This window comes from Clostridium transplantifaecale (assembly GCF_900626075.1).
In the GTDB taxonomy this organism is placed as follows: Bacteria; Bacillota; Clostridia; order Lachnospirales; family Lachnospiraceae; genus Otoolea; species Otoolea transplantifaecalis.
Window position 1 is genome coordinate 1082977 of the sequence record NZ_UYZY01000001.1, and the last position, 20000, is coordinate 1102976.

The following is a 20000-nucleotide window of genomic DNA, read 5'->3' on the forward strand; positions in this document are numbered from 1 at the left end:
TGCGCGCCTTCAGTCCCTGCAAAACTCCTCCCGGCCGCGTCCTCATCTCCTATTTCAACTCTTCTTCGATTCTCAAAAGCTGGTTATACTTCGCCACCCTGTCCGAACGGCATGGCGCGCCCGTCTTGATCTGCCCTGAGTTCACCGCAACCGCTATATCCGCTATGATGGAATCCTCCGTCTCACCGGAACGGTGGGAAATGACGGTGGTATACCCCGCCTTTTTAGCCATTTCGATTGCCTCGAAACTTTCCGTCAGCGTTCCAATCTGGTTCACTTTTACGAGAATGGAGTTGGCAACACCTTCCTCGATTCCCCTGCTGAGCCGCTTTGTGTTGGTAACAAAGAGATCGTCGCCTACCAGCTGGATTTTTTTACCGAGTTCGTCCGTCAGGCGTTTCCAGCCCTCCCAGTCGTCCTCCTGCAGGCCGTCCTCGATGGAACAGATGGGGAATTTTCCAATCAGGCGCTTGTAATAGTCCACCATCTCACCTGCTGTGCGTCGGATTTCTCGGCCGTTCATGGCGCTCTCACCCGGAAATACATAGAGTCCGCTGGCTTCGTCGTAAAGCTCGCTGGAAGCGGCGTCGATTGCTATCTTAATATCGTGGCCCGGATGGTAGCCGCTCTTTTCAACCGCTTTTACGATTGTCTCGAGGACTTCCTCCGCATTTTTAAGATTGGGGGCAAACCCGCCTTCGTCTCCGACGGCCGTGCTGTATCCGCCCTCGTTCAGCACCTTCTTTAACGTGTGGTAAATCTCCGAGCACATTCTGAGTCCCTCGGAAAAACATGGGGCTCCGGTGGGCATAATCATAAATTCCTGAAGATCCACGGTGTTATCCGCATGACGGCCTCCGTTCAGGATATTCATCATTGGAACCGGCAGAGTGGATGCGCCGATTCCTCCCAGATAGCGGTACAGCGGAATTTTAAGCCCCTTGGCCGCCGCCCTCGCAACCGCCATGGAGACGCCCAAAATTGCGTTTGCGCCGAGTTTTTCCTTGTTATCCGTACCATCCGCCTCTATCATAAGACGATCGATTTTCCTCTGCTCCAGGGCATTCTCAAAGAGGACCGCCTCTCCAATTGCATTTACAATATGATCGGCCGCCGTGGATACGCCCAGGCCATGATAACGGTTGTCGCGGTCTCTCAGCTCCACCGCCTCAAATTTTCCCGTGGAAGCGCCGGATGGCACGGCCGCACGGCCAACTGCCCCGTTCTCCAGGGTAACCTCCGCTTCAATTGTCGGATTTCCGCGGGAATCCAGAATCTCCCGTCCTTTGACACTGATTATCTCAAAATCTTTATTCATTTTAACCGCCTCCTGATTTTTCTCTTTTATGTAAGAATAGCCTTTTTTTCTCTTTTTTATGCCTCCCGCAATTTCCAGTAACAGGATCCTGTTCAATCAGGAGTCTGTCTTTCTTCTATAAACAACTATAAACAACAAAACTTTCTCTTGATCTTTGCACTTTATTATGATAAATTGAAAAGCAAATTTATTATTTAAGGGGGAATTGTATGGAATTAGCCAATACTGTTGTGAATACAATCAACAACTATCTTTGGGGAATCCCAATGATAGTACTCCTGTTCGGGACACACATTTTTTTGACCGTCCGGACCGGATTCATCCAGAGAAAGACATTTACCGCAATCAGGCTTTCTGTCACTAAAGATCCCGACTCTCACGGCGACATCAGCCAGTTCGGCGCACTGACAACGGCCCTGGCCTCCACCATCGGAACCGGCAATATTATCGGCGTGGGAACCGCAGTCGCCCTGGGCGGCCCAGGCGCAGTGCTTTGGTGCTGGCTGACCGGTGTGTTCGGCATTGCGACAAAGTACGCCGAGTCGCTGATTGCAGTAAAATACCGCGTCAGGACAAAGGATGGGACCATGCTCGGCGGCGCCATGTACGCTTTGGAACGCGGTTTACATATGAAATGGCTGGGGATCGTTTTTGCTGCCCTGGCCTCCCTCACCGCATTCGGAATCGGATGCGGCGTCCAGGTCAACGCTATTGCAAGCGTCATTGACGCCAACCTGTCACCTGTCCTGAAAAACGGAAACGGCAGCCTGGCCGCGACGCTCAATAAAAATCCCTGGATCATCAGCCTGGCAATCGGCATTATCGTTGCTTTCGTGACCGGCCTTGTCATCTTCGGAGGGGTCAAGTCAATCGCCCGCGTCTGCGAACGGCTGGTTCCCTTTATGGCTTTCTTCTATGTCGTAGGATGCGTTATCATTCTGGTTATAAACAGAGAATATCTGGGCGAATCGATCCGAATCATTGTCAAATCGGCATTTACCGAGGTGCCCTCCATCGCCGGAGGACTGGTTGGTTCCGGTATTATGACGGCCGCCCGCTACGGAATGGCAAGAGGTCTTTTTTCCAATGAATCGGGCATGGGTTCCGCCCCTATCGTGGCTGCGGCGGCCCAGACCAGAAATCCGGTGCGTCAGGCCCTCGTTTCCTCAACCGGTACCTTCTGGGATACCGTGGTTGTCTGCATGATGACGGGACTCGTCCTGGTCAGCAGCATCATCGGCAACGATGCCATCAGCGTAACCAACCTTTCCGGCGGCGAGCTGACCACAGCCGCCTTTTCCCAGATTGCCTACATCGGCAGCCCGATTTTAATTATCGGAATTATCACATTTGCCTACTCCACCATTCTTGGCTGGTCTTACTACGGCGAACGCTGTCTGGAATACCTTTTTGGAAAAAAAGCTCTTTTTCCCTACAGGCTGGTGTGGGTGTCGGTTCTTATTGCCGCTCCGCTGATTCAGCTCGATCTCGTATGGAATATTGCGGATACGCTGAATGCACTGATGGCAATTCCGAATATCATCGCGGTCCTGCTCCTGTCGGGCGTCGTTGCAAAGGACACTAAATACTATTTAAATCACCTGGATGAAAGAGATGAAACGCCGATTCCCGTTCTGGGAAAAGAAAATTAACAAAAGACATAACACTATAGAAAAGACCGATGTCCCCACAGGAGATTCCCTCCCCATGCAGGACACCGGTTTTTTCTTTCCCTAACCGCAGTTGCAGTGTCAGTTTCTGCCCGCCAGTTCATATCTTATCTTCTTCATGGACGCCTCATATTTCCTGAACGTCCCTCTGCCTCCCGTCTTTGCCGCAAACAGGGCAATATCCGCTCTCTGGTATAACTCATCGAATTCCTTTCCCTGATCGGGCATCATAGCATACCCCGCTGATACGGAAAAAGTCATCTTCTGCTCTCCGTTTTCATAAGTAGTCTTCATTTCATCAATCACCTGGGTAATTTTGTTTTCCAGCACTTCCTCGCAGATATTTTTACAGAAAACCAGGAACTCATCCCCTCCGATCCGGCAGATGATATCATCCTGTCGGAAAAAGCTTTTGAGTTTGGCCGCATTTCCGGCTATGACGCTGTCTCCATATGCATGTCCAAACACATCGTTGACCAGTTTAAAATTATCCAGATCCAGCATGATCAGGGCGGCTGTCTCACCGTCCATATTCTGCAGGAATTCCTTAATTCTCGGAATTGCGGTCTGTCTGTTGTAAAGTCCCGTCAGCGCGTCGTTCTCCGCCATCCTGGTCAGTTTAAGTTTCTGTTTCCTAAGGAGCTCCAGAGCCTTTTTATCAGCTTTATTTTCTACGTTTTTCTTTTTTTCTTCTGTGATATCCACGTAGTATCCAACTGCCTTAACCGGCTTACCATCCCCGTTGCGTATCGTTTCACAGGCAACTCTGATCCAGCGCAGGCTCCCGTCCTTCTCCCTCATCGGCACTTCATGTTTCAGGCTTTCACCGCTTTTATTCTGGTAAATCCGGCTGAGATATTCCAGGAAATCTCTCCGGTATTCCGCCGGTATCTCCTCCCAGCCCTCCACCGCCTGCGTAAAACCCTCAATTACCTTTTTACTTCTCCCCGCATCGAATCCTCCGGGCGCCTCTCTCTTATCCGTGCCGCGGTTCAGGGTCAGCCTGTTGTTCTCTATATCCCAGTCCCAGCTGTTGATTTCCGCCTGACGCAGAACACTTTCCATCTGTGTTCCTGTCAGCCAGAGTTCCTGCTCTTTTTCCCTGATATAGGACACATCGGCACAGATACAGAGAAAGTGCATCCCCTCCGTCCCCTCATCGATATATCTTACATCCAGGCTCATCCACACACTTCCCCGTTCTGGTATCGCCACACGTATTATATCCTGATAATTCCCGCGGTTTCTCATAGACCATCTCAGGTGATCCATGAGGCCGCCCTCCTCACCGTTTCCGGCGGCCCGTTCACATATCCCGTTCCGGAGCATTTCTTCGTATTCTTCCCGCGTGCAGCCCATACGCCCAAACAGACCATTTGTCAAAATCTGTACGGAAATATCTCCATCTTTATAGGTGAGGAGGCTGACGGACTCCGGCAGATGTTTCATGAGAAGCTTCATCCTGTTACGAAGTTCTACCGTCTCAGTGATATCCAGGACAACTCCCTGAAGAAATGCCTTTCCCCCATATTCCATGTAACGGCTCTGATCAGCCACCCAGATATAGCCCTGCTTAGCCATTATCCTGTATTCCAGATTATAGGTTTCCTCATTTCTCCGCAGAGATTCAACGCACTTCCTCACGATACTCCTGTCGTCGGGATGGACCATATTGATAAATTTATCATCAAATCTGGTTCGGATCTCTTCTCTTGTACAGCCGGTAATCTCTAAAAACCGGTTGCTGATGTAAAGAAAATCAAAATTCTCCGTTCTGGCGCACCGGTGATAGCCGCCCGGCATATCATTGTTCAGGAAATAAAGTTCCTGATTCTGGCGGATTAGCGCGGCATTACGCTCCGCCAGCTGCTGCTGGGCAGACATGGTCTCCGAAATATCGGTGCAGGCGCTGATAATTGCCAGCCTCCCGTCTTCGGCCATCACGACTTTTCCCTTATCCAACGTCCAGAACCACGTACCGTCCTTTTTAGGCATTCTATAGGTTGTCGTATATTCCAGGCCTGCATAATATTCGGGGCCAATATCTTTTTCCACCTGCTCCCTGTCTTCGGGATGAATCGTGTTAAGCACCAACCCGCCAATTGCTGCCTCCAGCTCTTCATAGGAGTCATAGCCCAGAAGCTGCACCATCTCAGAGTTGGCAAAGTAAAGCGGAAACCCCTCTTCACAGTATCCGCCAATCATTCCTCCCGGCGTCATCTGTGCGAAAATTGCCGCAGCTGCCCTGCGGTTTTCTTCCGCCAGACGCATAAACGCCCTGTCGTTCTCCGCAACATTAACCACCGCTGCCAGGGCACGCTGGGAGGATTCCAACTGGTATTCCTTCTGTTTCTGCCGTGTGATGTCGCTTACGGAACAGTAAAACTGCCTGTGCCCATCCTGCTCTCTCATGAAAAAGGCCCGCAGATGCATCCACATAATGCTTCCGTCGCCTTTCAGATACCGCAGTTCGCCCTCTCCTCCCTTAAGTCTGTCTTCAAAAGCCTGTTCAAAAATTCTGATAAGCAGCCCGCGGTCTTCCCGGTAAATATTTTCTTCAATGTTCTTCCGCTTCTCTTCCAGTTCCAGCAGGTTGGCACCTGTAATTTTACAGTACTGTTCATTGGCCCTCAACAGTTCCGCATGGCCGTCCGAACTGTCGTAGAGAGCAATGCCTCCCAGTATGTTGTTCAGCATTGTTTCACTGAATATATCATCATTCATCAAATCCCTGGTCTGCATCCGGCTGATAGTCCTGGCCGTTATTCCGCGGAAATCCATATTCTCTTCCCCTGCCATAACCGCCTCACAGTCCGCAATCGGCATCGGCCGGTAGAAATAGTACCCCTGCCCGTACTGGCAGCCCATGTCTAACAGCATCTCCATCTGCGCTCTGGTTTCCACGCCTTCGGCGATCATCCGCAATTCCATAAACCGTGCCATATTGATAATCGTTTCTAGAATCCGCATGGCCCGGCCTTCGCTCTTATCATCCATTTTAAGAAACTTCATGTCTATTTTTAATACATCGACCTTGACATCGCTGAGCATATTAAGGGAAGAATAACCGCTCCCGAAATCATCCATGAACACGAGGAACCCGGCTGCCCGAAGTTTGGCAATCACACCTGTAAAAATATCATATTCCTCCGCATAGGCGCTTTCCGTAATCTCGATCTCCAGAAGTTTCGGTTCCAGATGATACTTCTCCACCAGGCCCACAAAGCACTCTACCACGTCAATTGTATAAATATCTACACGCGATACATTGACGGAGACAGGAACCGGCCGTTTGCCCCGGTCAATCCAGTTTCTTAAATTAATGCAGATTTTTTCCCACATATGGAGATCAAGACTGGCTATCAGGCCGTTGCTCTCCAACAGCGGAATGAATTCACCGGGGGAAATAACGCCGCGTACCGGATGGATCCATCTGACTAACGTTTCCAGACCTACAATTTTTCCGTTCGTCATATTGCACTGCGGCTGGAGATAATAGACAAATTCGTCGTTGTCAAGTGCACGCTGCACCTCAGAAAGCAGTCGGTGGTTTTCCTCCATCTTTTTCATCATCCGGCTGTCAAAACGGCACACACGCTGAGCATAATTGCCTTTTACAGAGGCCAGGGCAACGGCCGCCCTGTCATACATGGTGCTGACCGGAATGTCTCTGTCCTCGATCGTATAAAGACCAAAGGCCGGAAGAAAACCGGCATTTTTCCCGTACTGCCTGACATATCCCATAATCCCATCCTGCAGACTTAAAAGCACCGATTTGTCGTCCGGCAGGATGATGACAAAATCATCGCCGCCCATATAGCCGGCAAGTCCATGGTTTTCATCCTCGGCTTTCTTTAGCTGCTCCCCGATATTGATCAGGAACCGATCTCCTTCCGCCTCGCCGTACCACTGGTTAAAAAGTTTGAAATGTTCCACATCAATAGCCATAATACAGTAGGGTCCATGTTGTATTTCCCGCAGGAACCGATCTGCCTCCCTGAAGAATTTGGACCTGTGATACAGGCCCGTGAGTGAATCGCGTTCTTCATCTTTTCTGTCCTTCTCCGACAGTTCGAATTCTTTCTTTTTTTGCTCATCAATGTCCTGAATAAAACACATGAGTATCCGGTCGTCGTATTCCCCCTGGTTCAGCGGAACTACAATCTGGGCCACCCAGCAGTAACTCCCGTCCGTCCTGAGCTTTCGCAGCTGTTTCTTCAGAATCCGGTCCGCCCCTTCTTCCTGCAGAGTGTCAAACATCCGGTCCAGGTCCCAGAATTCCAGAAATCCCTCTCTGTCGTCCGGGTGGATCATACCGTCCACCACTTCCTCCATCATCCTTTTCAGCGCCCCTTCCTCCGCCGGTATCACATACTTTCCGGACTGGTGGTAAAGGATTTTGTAGGTATCTCTGGTCAGGTTCAATTCAAACAGTTCATCATAAGCTGAAATGCTTGTCAGATTGTAGAATAAATTCTTATTCACCTCGCGTATCCCGGTGGTCATGACCATGGTGCAGGGGCCGTACCCCGGCCAGTCAATATTGCCTCCGCTGACTTCCACCCATCTCTGGGTCACTTTATTATATAAGACTCCGCTCTTTGCCTCCTCCCTTGCGGCAGGACAGTCACGGCAGGGTTCATCCTCCCTGCACATAGCCCGGTAGCATTTCTCACCGCAGCTCAGCCGGGGAAACGTCTGCCTGATCTTATCATTAAAATATACAATTTGGTATTGGTCGTCAATGATGTAAATCCCCGCGTCCTCTTTATTCGAAATTCTCCCCATATTTATCCCACCCTGTTTTCATGCCGTCCTGTTTTCCCGGCATTGATCTGAACTTAATTATAATCTTTTTTCATCCACCCCGTCAATATTCACAGCATTTTTCTACCATATTTAACCTTTTTCTCTCCAACATCTTCCTTATTTTCTGTTTTGTATATACAATACCATCTTATTGTCTTTTCTTTTATTGCCTTTCTTTTATCCTCTCTTCATCCGCGCAAAGCTGCCGGGATGGAAAATTCGGAACCATTCCTGCATCATAAAAAATCTTCTCACAGCAAAAGAACGCCCGGCCAGAGCTGATATTCAGCAGTGGCCGGGCGCATTCCGGTTTTGTTAACTTCTGAGTTCGATTCCAAGTCCCTGAAGACCATTTAGAATCTTATTCATTACCGTATTTACTTCTTTATCTTCCAGGGTGTGATCCTGTGCCCTGAAGGTGATGGAGTAGGCTATGGATTTGAATCCTGCCGTAATCTGGCTTCCCTCATAGATATCGAAAAGATTGTAGCTTTCCAGAATCTTTCCGCCTCTCTGCTCGATGATTTCCTCTACCTGGCCTGCCAGGATCTCTTTCTTCATTACCATGCTGATATCTCTTGTCACCGCCGGGTATTTGGCAATTCCGGTGTATTTGTGATCAAAGGATGCATAGGGAAGAATCGACGGCATATCAATGACGGCCACATAGGTTTTTTCACCCAGTTTGTAGTTGTCCGCCGCGTCGGGATGAATCTCACCCAGATATCCGACTACGGTTCCGTTGTAAATGATTTCCGCCTGACGTCCAGGATGAAGGAAGGGTTTGCCTGCCTCCGGATTGTAGTGCGGTTTTTTCTTCATCTCAATTTTGTCGAAGAATTCCTCAACCACGCCCTTCATTGTATAGAAATCCCCGTTGCCGTACATTCCCAGGATGAACTGCTGGCGTTCGTCGGGAAGCTCTGTCAGAGGAAGCGCTTTCGGCAGGTATATGGTAGCCAGCTCGTATAAGCGGACATCTTTATTTCTTCTGTTATAGTTGGTGGCCAGGGAGGAGAGCATTCCATTTAACGGAAGTGTCCTCATAATGCTGAAATCCTCACCCAGCGGATTGGAAATGGTGATAGCCTGCCTGTATCCACTGTCTGCCGGAAGCAGAAGCTTATCAAATACCTTCGGGCTCTCAAATGAGTAGGTCATGCTCTGGCTGAAACCGGAGAACTCTGCGATCTCCCTGGCCACTTCCTCCACTCTCAGCTTGAAGGAAAGTTTTCCTGTCGTCGCTTCACCGGTTGGGAGCGACGTCGGAACCACATCATAACCGTAGAAACGGGCAACCTCCTCGGCCAGATCCGCCATGCGGTGGACATCCTGTCTCCAGCTTGGTACAATCACTTCCTGAGTCTCTTTATCAAATTCCAGCTCCACCCGTTTGAAATACTCAATCATGGTCTCCGGGCTGATATCGGTTCCCAGAAGCCTGTTAATCTTATCGGGATCAAATTTTACTCTGTTGCCTTCTTTTTTCACCGGATATACGTCGATCATTCCTCCCACTACCTCACCTGCGCCCAGCTCTTCGATTAACTGGCAGGCGCGGTCGATTGCAGTCTTTGCAGTGTTGGGATCAAGCCCCTTTTCAAATTTTCCGGATGCGTCGGTCCTGAGGCCGATTCTCTTGGAGGAAAGACGGATATTCGTTCCGTCGAAACATGCAGCCTCGAATACCATGGTTTTTACATCGTCGGTGATCTTGGAGTTCTCACCGCCCATGATGCCTGCGATGCCAACCGCCTTCTCGGCGTCGTTGATCATAAGGACACGGCTGTCCAGTTTCCTGTCCTGGCCGTCCAGGGTCTGGAATACGTCTCCGTCCTTTGCACATTTCACGATAATCTTATGTCCGCCAATCTGGTCGTAATCAAAGGCGTGCATCGGCTGTCCGTACTCTTCCATCACGTAGTTTGTGATATCGACAATGTTGTTAATCGGACGTATGCCGCTGGCGGCAAGACGGCGCTGCATCCATACCGGTGACGGGGCAATCTTAATATTTTTTACCATTCTCGCACAGTATCTCGGGCAGAGTTCCCCATCCTCCACGGATACCTCAAGGTAATCATGGATGTCCTCACCGTTTCCGGATTCCCTGATCACCGGCGCTTTGAATTCTTTATTGAATGTGGCTGCCGCTTCCCTGGCAATGCCGATTACGCTGTAGCAGTCCACACGGTTGGATGTGATCTCGTACTCAAATACCACGTCACGGAGCCCGAGGACTTCCACTGCGTCCGCACCCACCTCGGAATCCTCCGGGAGGATATAAATTCCCGATTCGGGGGCATCCGGGTACATTTCACGGCTGGAACCCAGTTCTTCGATGGAACACATCATGCCGCAGGACTCGATTCCCCGGAGCTTTCCTTTTTTAATCTTGATTCCCTCTTCCGGAAGCGGACCGCCGTCATGGCCTCCGGCCACACGTCCGCCGTCCAGCACAACCGGAACCTTGTCGCCTTCCTTTACATTCGGGGCGCCTGTAACGATCTGAACGGATTCCTCTCCGACGTTAACCTGGCAGATAATCAGTTTATCCGCGTCAGGGTGACGTTCAATCTTTGTAATCTGGCCAACCACGATTTTTTCCAGATTTTTGTCTAGGCGCTCATAGCCTTCCACTTTTGTTCCGCTCATGGTCATGGCGTCGGTATATTCCTGATCCGTCACTTCCAAATCCGGAACATATGCCTTAATCCAGGATAATGCTGTATTCATGTCTATCTCCTCTACTCTATCATCGATTCGCTTATTTTTTAAAACTGTTTCAGGAAACGGATGTCATTTTCATATAAAAGTCTCATGTCATCGATTTCATACTTCAGCAGGGCAATACGCTCCAGGCCCACACCGAACGCAAAACCGGAGTATTCCTCGGAATCAATGCCGCTCATCTCCAGGACGTGAGGATGAACCATGCCGCAGCCCAGAATCTCAATCCAGCCGGAACCCTTACAGAAACGGCAGCCGGAACCTCCGCACTTGAAACAGGTTACATCCACCTCGGCGCTAGGCTCCGTGAACGGGAAATGGTGAGGACGGAACTTTACCTTTGTCTCCGGCCCAAACAGCTCTTTGGCAAACTCCGCCAGCGTTCCCTTTAAATCGGCAAATGTGATGTTCCTGTCAATGACAAGTCCCTCAATCTGATGGAAGGACGGGGAATGCGTTGCATCCACCTCATCGGAACGGAATACACGTCCCGGCGCGATCATACGGATCGGCAGTTTACCCTGCTCCATGGAGCGGACCTGGACCGGTGAAGTCTGAGTTCTGAGTACGATATCCTTATTAATATAGAAGGTATCCTGCTCATCTTTTGCCGGATGGTTTGCAGGAATGTTCAGTTTTTCAAAGTTATATAAGTCGTATTCCACTTCCGGGCCTTCCACTACCTCATAACCCATACCCACGAAGATACGCTCCACTTCCTCCAGGGCAATGGTATTGGGATGGCTGTGGCCTACATTACTCTTCTTGGCAGGCAGCGTTACGTCGATCACTTCACGTTTCATCTGCTCTTCCCTGGCTTTTCTTGCCAGGACGGTCTTTGTCTCCTCCAGCTTTGCCTCAATTAAGGCTCTGGCGTCATTGACCATCTGTCCTACCTTCGGACGCTCCTCCGGGGAAACTTCCTTCATGCTCTTCAGCACGCTTGTCAGCTCACCTTTTTTTCCAAGATAAGCAACGCGGATATCATTTAACTTTTCCAGCGCATCGGAAGCTTCAATCTGTTTTAATGCTTCCTCTTTGATTTTTTCTAACTGCTCTCTCATATTAACTCCTTTTTACGGTATAATAAACAAATAAGAGTCCGCCTTTCCGGACTCTCGCGCCGAACGCGGCCGCTTAGCGGCATATTACATCTTCGCGCGAGTGTGCATCCTGCCCGGAGGGCTTTTTATACCATAGGAACTTTCTTATGGTATAAAAAAAACGCTGCATCTCCTCGCAAATACGAAGGGACGAAGCGTTAAGCTCGCGGTACCACCCTGTTTCCTGCCATGGCAGGCTCTCATCATATGCGTAACGTGCATGACCCGTCACAGCTTACTACATACTATCCGTTCAGCCGTGCAGCTCCGGTGGGAAATTCAAACTCTTATCTGAACCTGAAGGAACTTTCAGCCGATGATTCCTTCTCTCTGATGGAAAATAAGATTCTACTGACACTTTCGCAGCCTTTTTTATTGAAAATCTATAAACTTAGGTTATATTTTAGCACATACCTTTGATTTGTCAAGTAGTAATGTCCATATTTAGACAATAAGTAATGACCCCCAGTTTGTAAATTCGTGGATTTACCTGTATACTAAAGTTTGTTAAGAACAAAGGTAACAGGGATTACCGCATACAAATGGAGGTCATCAAATGAATTATAACACAGTTTACGTAGGAATGGATGTTCATAAGGAAAGTTTTTCACTTTGCAGCTTCACAATCGAAGAAGACAAAGCGTCCCATGCCCAGAAAGTCGAATCGGATTACAAACAAGTCCTAAAATATCTCGAGTTTCTACGTACCATTTACGGAAAGGATGCGTATTTCATATGCGGTTATGAGGCTGGCTGTCTCGGCTTCACTTTATACCATCAGTTAACGGAACATCATGTTAACTGCGTAATCCTCGCTCCGACTACCATGTTACAGCAGCGTGGGAAGAAAAAAATCAAAACAGACAAACGCGACGCTGCCCTGATTGGCCGCTGCCTGGCCCAGCATAATTACAGCCCGGTCCATATCCCCACAGAGCAGGATGAAGAAACCAAGGAATATCTCCGGATGCGAACCGACCACAAGCTGGCGCTTAAAAAGATAAAGCAGCAGATCCTGGCATTCTGTTTGCGCCATAATTATCGCTATGAGAGAGGCGGCAGCCACTGGACTCAAACCCATATCAAATGGCTCAGGGCCTTGACCCCGGATGGCCTGTACAAGGAGATTCTCGACGAATATCTGTTGACCTTCGATCATCTCAGCAATAAACTGGAACGTCTTGAACAGCGTATTGAGGAGCTTGGGTCCAGGGAGGAAAATGGGGAAGATGTCAAAAAGCTTACCTGTTTACTTGGCGTCAAAACCCAGACCGCCTTGTCTGTCATAGTGGAGGTTGGAGATTTCAAGCGGTTTGCGACAGCAGACCGGTTTGCATCGTACCTGGGGCTGGTACCAGGCGAAGATTCCAGCGGGGACGGACGCCAGAGGCTTGGCATCACCAAGGCGGGGAACACCCACGTGCGTCGGTTGCTGGTTGAAGCGGCGCAGAGTTATAGCCGTGGGCAAATCGGATACAAGTCCAGGGAATTAAAAGCCCGCCAGAGTGGAAATACACCACAGTTGATTGCATACGCAGACAAAGCCAATGAACGTCTAAGGCGGCGCTATTATAAAATGGTGCTTGGACAGAACAAGCGCAGCAATGTAGCAAAAACAGCAATCGCAAGGGAACTGGCCTGTTTCATGTGGGGAATGATGACAAATCACATAGCCTGATGCGGGTACAGCACCGTGCGGCTCCGGTCAAGGCTGCTGCGCACCGCCTGCGGCGTCAGGGCCCTGACAGTAACCGCCCGCTACTGTAGCGGGTAAACAAGCCGATGTAAGCTGGCCAGTGCCACATACATCTGGCCACAATCCAAAGTAACAACTGAAGACATCTTGAAAGGGTTTCGGCCATTTCAAGGTTTGGGCTATCTACGCCTCAACTATGTTGGCACAAATATCAGTGATCCACGCATTTAGACGGTAGAGCCCACGGCGGACCATTGACCTGTAGGTAACCAATCCACGTATATCAGAGTGGCCAATGCCGGGAACTGACACTCCGAAGCTCTTTCCAGATGTCTTCAGAAACAAAAAATAAAAGTTTGTGGTGATGTTCCGCAATTTACACTTGACAAAAGTCATTACATATCAGTTGAGATGCGAGGACGCGTCTGTAAGATGGCGGACGGGGTGGTGGGATTGTTGGATGGGTCTTCAGTCCCGGTTGGTAGGGTGTGGTGAGGGGGAAGGAAGGTTGTCGGCGGGACTGAAGACTCAGGGAAAGTTCTGCCCCGTCCGTCAGCTTCAGAAGCTAATTGTCTTTTTCGTCAAGTAAGGGGGAGGGTATTGTCGCGGCCACTATCTGGATGTGATGCCTATACAGTTTGACGTAATCTCAGACGGCATCGAAAGGAACCTGGTGGCCGAGACTATATTCCATTCCACAAAGAAATAGAACAAATTAGCGGCCGCAGGCCGGGAGCGGATGGCGAAAACCTTCCCGGAGTCTTCAGTCCCATCGACAACCTGCCCGGGGAAGGAAGGAGAAAACTTTCCGAAGGGGACCTTGGAGCCCGCCGGTGCTTAGACGGCGTTCTTTGACGTCTTAGCATCCGCTGTGCGCTCCATAAGCGGGAGCGAGTCCCCGTAGGAATTTTTTCTCCTGGATTCCCCACCAGCGACAACCTGTACCGGGACTGAAGACTCACAGCCTCCCTCTCACCATCCCGACCCCCGACCGTCCCGGCGGCGTTCTCATTTCCCAAATCCCCCGCTTGTGTTCTTTCCGGCCATCTGCTATATTTATAGTATAAAAAGCTCTTAAACAAAGGAGAAAAAATGGTCTTTAAAATTGCTCTGATCCTGAAAGAACATTTCAGAGAAAAAATCAACAGCTACATGCCGAACAAACCGGACGACGTCGTTTTTGACTTCTTTCCTTATACTACGATTCAGGAAATCCAGGATGTTTTTCTTTCTATCAAAGATCAATATGATGGATTTTACGTCAGCGGCCTGATTCCGCTGCAGGCTATTAAAATAATCGGTGAACAGAGCAGGGACGCCATCATCGCCCATTCTTCCGTTAATGTGGAAAATGTGTATCAGGCCCTGCTTCATCATATTGTCACGGCCGGCATCGAGAATGTCAACCTCTCCCGCGTCGGGATGGATTTCCTGGACGATGAAAAGACATTGGAAGAATTGATACGTGAGGAAAAATTCGCCCAGGCCGCCTACACCTATGAGAAACGCTGGACCAGCCTACAGACGGTGGACGAGATTGAACAGGAGGAACTGCGCGTCCAGGATTTCTATGTGAAACAGTATCAGGAAGGCAAGCTGGATATCATCATCACCTATTATTACAGCGTACTGGAACGCCTGAGAGATAAGGATATCAGCTGCTATTACGTTTACCGCGGCGAATGGGCTTTCTGGAACAGCATAGAGGAGTTGAAAAAGAGCATTTTCATCAAGAAATTTAATAAGAACCGGTCCGCGGTTATCCATATTAATACCGATAATGCCAGAGAATTATACCGGGACAATTATGAGCAGTTCCGCCATCAGTTGATGAGCACGGTGCTGCAGTTTAACCAGCAGCATTTAAATAAGGCAATTTTTAAATCCAGCTACGATGCGATGGAACTCTATATGGACTATGAAACCATGAACCTGCTCACAGACGGGTTCCACAGCTGTCCTCTGTTCACCTTCTTGTTAAAGTCAATGGATTTTCACGGCTCGGTCGGCTACGGCATCGGAGACAATATCTATCAGGCCCGCTTAAATGCCATCAATGCCAGCCACTTCGGACGGAATATGATGAAGGACAGCATGGGCAGTTTTCTGCTGGATCAGAATGAGTCCCTGACTTTCCTCTCGGCCGGCGGTTCCTCCGGGTCGGGTTCTCTCTTTAAAATCAGTGCCGACATCGTCTCTGAGATTGCCGACAAGGTAAAACTTTCCTCCGAAACAGTAGTCCGTATCGCGGAAGTCCTTCTTTCCCTGAATACGGAAGAGATCACTTCCCAGGATTTGATTAATAGTCTGGGCGTTTCCCTGCGCAGCGCCAATAAATTTTTATCCAATCTGGAAAAGGGCGGTTACGCCTCCGTTTGCGGCCAGAAAAGAAATGGAATCAAGGGACGCCCCGTGAACATCTACCGGGTGAATTTTAATTTAAATCCGTCTTAAACGGCGGCTGCACTGGCCGTCAGACATAATACTTTATCTATGCAGACAGCATAAAAGAGGCTCACAGATGCCAATACAGGCATCCGGAGCCTCTTCTGCTTGCCGGTACTATTACTTCAGCCCCATTATTTCAATCCAGTTACCTCGGCTCCGTTACTTCAGTTCTGTTACTTCAGTTCCACTGCTTCATTCCGTTACTTCTCAGAGCCTTATCATGATTCACATTCTTCCTGCCTGTAAAAATTAATCAGGCAGCCCTCACGCAGGATCTTGCGCTCCGTTTTGCTTAGATACCCTAAGGACAGCGTAATTTTATGCGGACTCTGCGACCTGTCTTCCGGGAGCACATAAGCTTCCGTTTCGCTCTCCTTCGACTCAAGCAGCTGCCTGATGCCGGGAATCCAGATAAAACATCCCGTCTCAAATTCCGACCCGCCCGCGCAGGTAAAGGGCAGAATCCCCCAGTTAATCAGATTGGAACGGTATCTCTTCGTCGCATATTCGCGGCAGATGTTAGCCCAGCCGCCAATCACGCGCTGGCAGGTTGCCGCGTACTCCCTGGCCGAACCGTCACCCGGCTTTTGGGAACAGAGCACGCTTCCGATGCAGGTCCTTCCTGCGTTAAACGGCAGGCCATTTGCGGTCAGGCAGGCCGCGGCTTCCCTCAGCTCCCTGTCCGTCTCAAAGGGGGCGGCTCCCTCCATCAGCGCATCTTCCCATTTTTTCACCGCTTTGCAGCGTCCCACGTACTGCGGTTCCCTGGCTGAGAGGGCGTACTCCGCCAGTTTTAAAAGGTTTGAGCGGTAAGAGGAACTCTCCCCTCCCGGAATCAGTTCATCGGTTGTCGTCACGGGATCGTCAAGAACGGCCGAAACCTTTAAAAGCAAATCGTCGTTCAGCGCCGGAATCACAGGAATGTCCTTGATATTCGGCCCCTTTTTAAGCTCCACGCTCCGGTCCGCCTTTCCGAAGCAGTCGAGCACCCGGTTCTCGTACAGCTTGGGATTAAAATAATAGTTGTACTTTGTATACGTTCCGTCCCACTCCGTTGCCGGTGTCAGAAATCCTTTATTACCGGCGGTTGCGGCGATGCTCAGCGCATCCATCAGGGCAACCGACGCCAGCTGTCCGCTCTTCGGCCTGGAGCCCTCGCGGTTTGAAAAGTTCCTGGTCGTATGGCGTATGGAGAAGCCCCCGTTAAACGGCACATCCCCCGCCCCGAAACAGGGCCCGCAGAAAGCGGAACGTAAGTTTGCCCCTGCCTCCAGAAGCGTTGAAGCAATCCCCTTTTCCACCACTTCCTGGAACACGGGCTGGCTGGCCGGGTAAATATTTAACTGGAACACATCATTTCCAATGGAGCTCCCCTTCAGAATATCCGCCGCCTTGCTGATGTTTTCAAAGATTCCTCCCGCACAGCCTGCAATCACTCCCTGATCGACTCTCAGACGGCCGTTCTCTATCTTGCTTCTCAAATCCATCTTCAGGCCGAACTCTTTCATCTGTTCGTTACATCTTTTCTCGGTCAGATTTAGGATATCCTCCGTATTCTCATTCAGCTCTTCGATCGTATAGGCATTGCTCGGATGGAAAGGAAGGGCGATCATCGGCCTGATTTTTCCCAGGTCCACTTCCAGAAGATAGTCATAACGAGCCAGTCCTGCGGGCCTGATTGGCTTATAACCGCTTTCGCGTCCGTGGATCTTAAGCCACTCCCTGACGCTGTCATCCGTCTGCCAGATTGTGGAGACGCAGGAGGATTCCGTCGTCATCACATCGATCCCATTTCTGAAATCCACACTGAGGTTTGCAATTCCCGGGCCTGCAAATTCCATAATCCTGTTTTTCACAAAACCCTCGTCAAACACGTTCCTGATAATATCGAGAGCCACATCCTGCGGCCCCACTCCCGGCGCCGGCGTCCCTTTCATATACACGAGGACAACCGGAGGCCGTACGATATCATAGGTTCTCAGCAGAAGCTGTTTTACAAGCTCTCCGGCCCCCTCGCCGATAGCCATGGTTCCGAGAGCGCCGTACCTGGTATGGCTGTCCGCCCCCAGAATCATCTTTCCGCCCCCGGCGAACTGCTCCCTGATATACTGGTGAAGAACCGCCTGATGGGCCGGAACCATGATTCCGCCGTACTTTTTCACCGCTCCCATCCCAAAGAGATGGTCATCCTCATTCAGTGTCCCGCCCATTGTACACAAGCTATTGTGGCAGTTGGTCAGGACAAAAGGAATTGGAAATTCCTCCACGCCGCAGGCAATTGCCGTCTGCAGCACTCCCATATAAGTCATATCGTGGCTGACCAGCGCATCAAATTTGAGCTTCAGGTTTCCCATATCAGAAGACGTATTATGCGCTTTCAGTATGGACCACGCCATGGTTCCCTGAACCGCCGCGTTAAGCTCCTGTTCTGAAAACCGGCCTCCGGCGGTCAGGAATTCCCTATCTTTATCACATACAATTTTTTCACCGTCTACAAGATAGACGCCGTCATATTCTTTTCTCATCGCAAATTCCACCTTGTTGTCCCTAATCATAACGATTCACTTCTTTTCCCGTTCCGCCCAGATCATTATCCTTCTTTTTTCGTCTGCCTGATTACATCCAGAATCGTTCCGTCACGGCTCTCCACAATTCCTACCACCCGCTCCTCAAATTCCAGTTCCTCCGGCTTTCCGACAATCGAATAGGCGATATCCCGAAGCTCCACGATTGTTTTTAACGGCAGCCCCGCCTCTTTGAATGCGCTCAGTAAATCCTGCCTGCGAGGGTTAACGGCAATGCCGTAATCCGTTACAAGAACATCTATCACCTCACCCGGAGTCGTCACCGTTACCACCCGGTCACAGACGGTCGGGATGCGGCTGCGCAGAAGGGGGGCGACAATAATCGAACAGTTGGAACCGGCCGCCGTATCAGGATGACCGCCCGGCGCTCCCCTGACAATTCCGTCGGAGCCCGTCACCACATTGACATTGAAATCGGTGTCGATTTCCAACGCTCCCAGCACTACATAGTCCAGCCTGTTTACGTAAGCCCCCTTATTCATCGGATTGGCATACTCGGATGTGGAAATCTCAAAATGGCCCGGATCCTTTTCAACGGACTCAACCGAGGCGGCGTCAAAACACTGGGCGTCCACAATGGTCCGTACAAATCCCTCTTTCAGCAGTTCGCACATGGGTTCTGTGATTCCGCCGATGGCAAAACCCATTTTGATACTTTTTTCTTCCAGATAAGGTTTGAGCATCCTGTTTACCGCCAGCGCCGCTCCTCCTCCTCCGGTCTGAAACGAAAAACCGTCCTTGAAAAACGGAGCCTCCGCGATTACTTTCGCACAGTATTCCGCCATTTTCAGTTCCCTGACGTCACTCGTCATCCGCACCACATTGCTGACAATCTTATCCGGGTTTCCGATCTCCTCCACCTGCACCACGTAGTCCACATCCACCTGCGAAATGCTGGCGGGAAGGTTGGGAAAGCCGACGAGACAGTCCGTGACGACCACCACCCGGTCCGCGTACTTTGCATCCGCCATGGAGTATGACAGGACGCCGCAGTTGCTTTTGCCGCCCACTCCCCTGGCATTTCCGTACTCATCACTGGTGGAGGCGCCGATAAACGCAATATCGATATGTACGTCCCCTTCTTCAATTGCCCTCACCCTCCCTCCGTGGGAACGGATAATAGCCGGGTTTTTCAATTTGCCTCCCGAGATAGCCTCCCCGATTTTCCCCCGCACTCCGGAGGACTGGATACCGGTCACCACGCCGTCCTCAATCAGCTTTGCAACCGGGTCATGGGCCGCCCCCAGGGAACTGGCGCAGATGGTTAAATCTTTTATTCCCATAGCCGCCACGGTCTCCATCACCATGTTAACCACGTAATCTCCATCACGGAAATGGTGGTGGAAAGAAAGAACCATGCCGTCTTTGATGCCGCATTTTCTAAGGGCATCCTCCAGGGAGGGCAGAAGCTTCTTTCCTCCCTGCATATTGCTTCTGACCGCCGGAGCCGCTTTTTTATATCCTGCCCCGTCGCGGTAACCGGGGCCCTGATACCCCTCTTTACCATACCGCTCTAATATTTCATCCGGGATTTCTCTCCCCACTCGATTGATCATGGCCGTCTATTTCCTTCCATTTTTTTCCATTTTTTTGTTCTTGACTTGCAGAGTCAAACACTATATGATTTATCTGTATATATTA

The 20000-nt window shown here is 50.2% G+C and carries 9 protein-coding genes and 1 other annotated feature; of the genes, 3 read left to right on the forward strand and 6 right to left on the reverse strand.

Features of this window, described 5'->3' with window-relative positions:
* Positions 1-49 precede the first annotated feature (49 nt).
* Entirely contained in the window at positions 50-1318 is a 1269-nt protein-coding gene (eno, locus tag EJL91_RS04655) for a phosphopyruvate hydratase (RefSeq protein WP_125140769.1), read from the reverse strand.
* A gap of 209 nt (positions 1319-1527) precedes the next feature.
* On the opposite strand from eno, the gene EJL91_RS04660 reads away from it, so the two are divergent.
* Positions 1528-2970, forward strand: a complete 1443-nt coding sequence (locus tag EJL91_RS04660; RefSeq protein ID WP_125140770.1) for an alanine/glycine:cation symporter family protein — start codon at positions 1528-1530, stop codon at positions 2968-2970.
* Positions 2971-3069: 99 nt separating this feature from the next.
* On the opposite strand, the gene EJL91_RS04665 is transcribed toward EJL91_RS04660, so the two are convergent.
* The 3 genes from EJL91_RS04665 to pheS form a co-directional block, all read right to left on the reverse strand.
* Entirely contained in the window at positions 3070-7776 is a 4707-nt protein-coding gene (locus EJL91_RS04665; RefSeq protein ID WP_125140771.1) for an EAL domain-containing protein, read from the reverse strand.
* 336 nt (positions 7777-8112) lie between these two features.
* A complete protein-coding gene (gene pheT, locus EJL91_RS04670; RefSeq protein ID WP_125140772.1) occupies positions 8113-10533 on the reverse strand; it encodes a phenylalanine--tRNA ligase subunit beta in 2421 nt (806 codons plus the stop codon).
* Between the two features lie 38 nt (positions 10534-10571).
* On the reverse strand, positions 10572-11591 hold the full coding sequence (gene pheS, locus EJL91_RS04675; RefSeq protein WP_125140773.1) for a phenylalanine--tRNA ligase subunit alpha: 1020 nt from the start codon (positions 11589-11591) through the stop codon (positions 10572-10574).
* Between the two features lie 182 nt (positions 11592-11773).
* Positions 11774-12003, reverse strand: a binding site (T-box leader).
* Positions 12004-12186: 183 nt separating this feature from the next.
* Here pheS and EJL91_RS04685 point away from each other — a divergent pair.
* Both EJL91_RS04685 and EJL91_RS04690 read left to right on the forward strand, forming a co-directional pair.
* Complete coding sequence (locus EJL91_RS04685) at positions 12187-13308, forward strand: IS110 family RNA-guided transposase (RefSeq protein ID WP_125140774.1); 1122 nt, start codon at positions 12187-12189, stop codon at positions 13306-13308.
* Positions 13309-14418: 1110 nt separating this feature from the next.
* On the forward strand, positions 14419-15780 hold the full coding sequence (locus EJL91_RS04690) for a hypothetical protein (RefSeq protein ID WP_125140775.1): 1362 nt from the start codon (positions 14419-14421) through the stop codon (positions 15778-15780).
* Between the two features lie 212 nt (positions 15781-15992).
* On the opposite strand, the gene EJL91_RS04695 is transcribed toward EJL91_RS04690, so the two are convergent.
* Both EJL91_RS04695 and citF read right to left on the reverse strand, forming a co-directional pair.
* A complete protein-coding gene (locus EJL91_RS04695) occupies positions 15993-18329 on the reverse strand; it encodes a hydratase (RefSeq protein WP_341466947.1) in 2337 nt (778 codons plus the stop codon).
* Between the two features lie 35 nt (positions 18330-18364).
* A complete protein-coding gene (gene citF, locus EJL91_RS04700; protein ID WP_125140776.1) occupies positions 18365-19915 on the reverse strand; it encodes a citrate lyase subunit alpha in 1551 nt (516 codons plus the stop codon).
* Between the last annotated feature and the right edge of the window lie 85 nt (positions 19916-20000).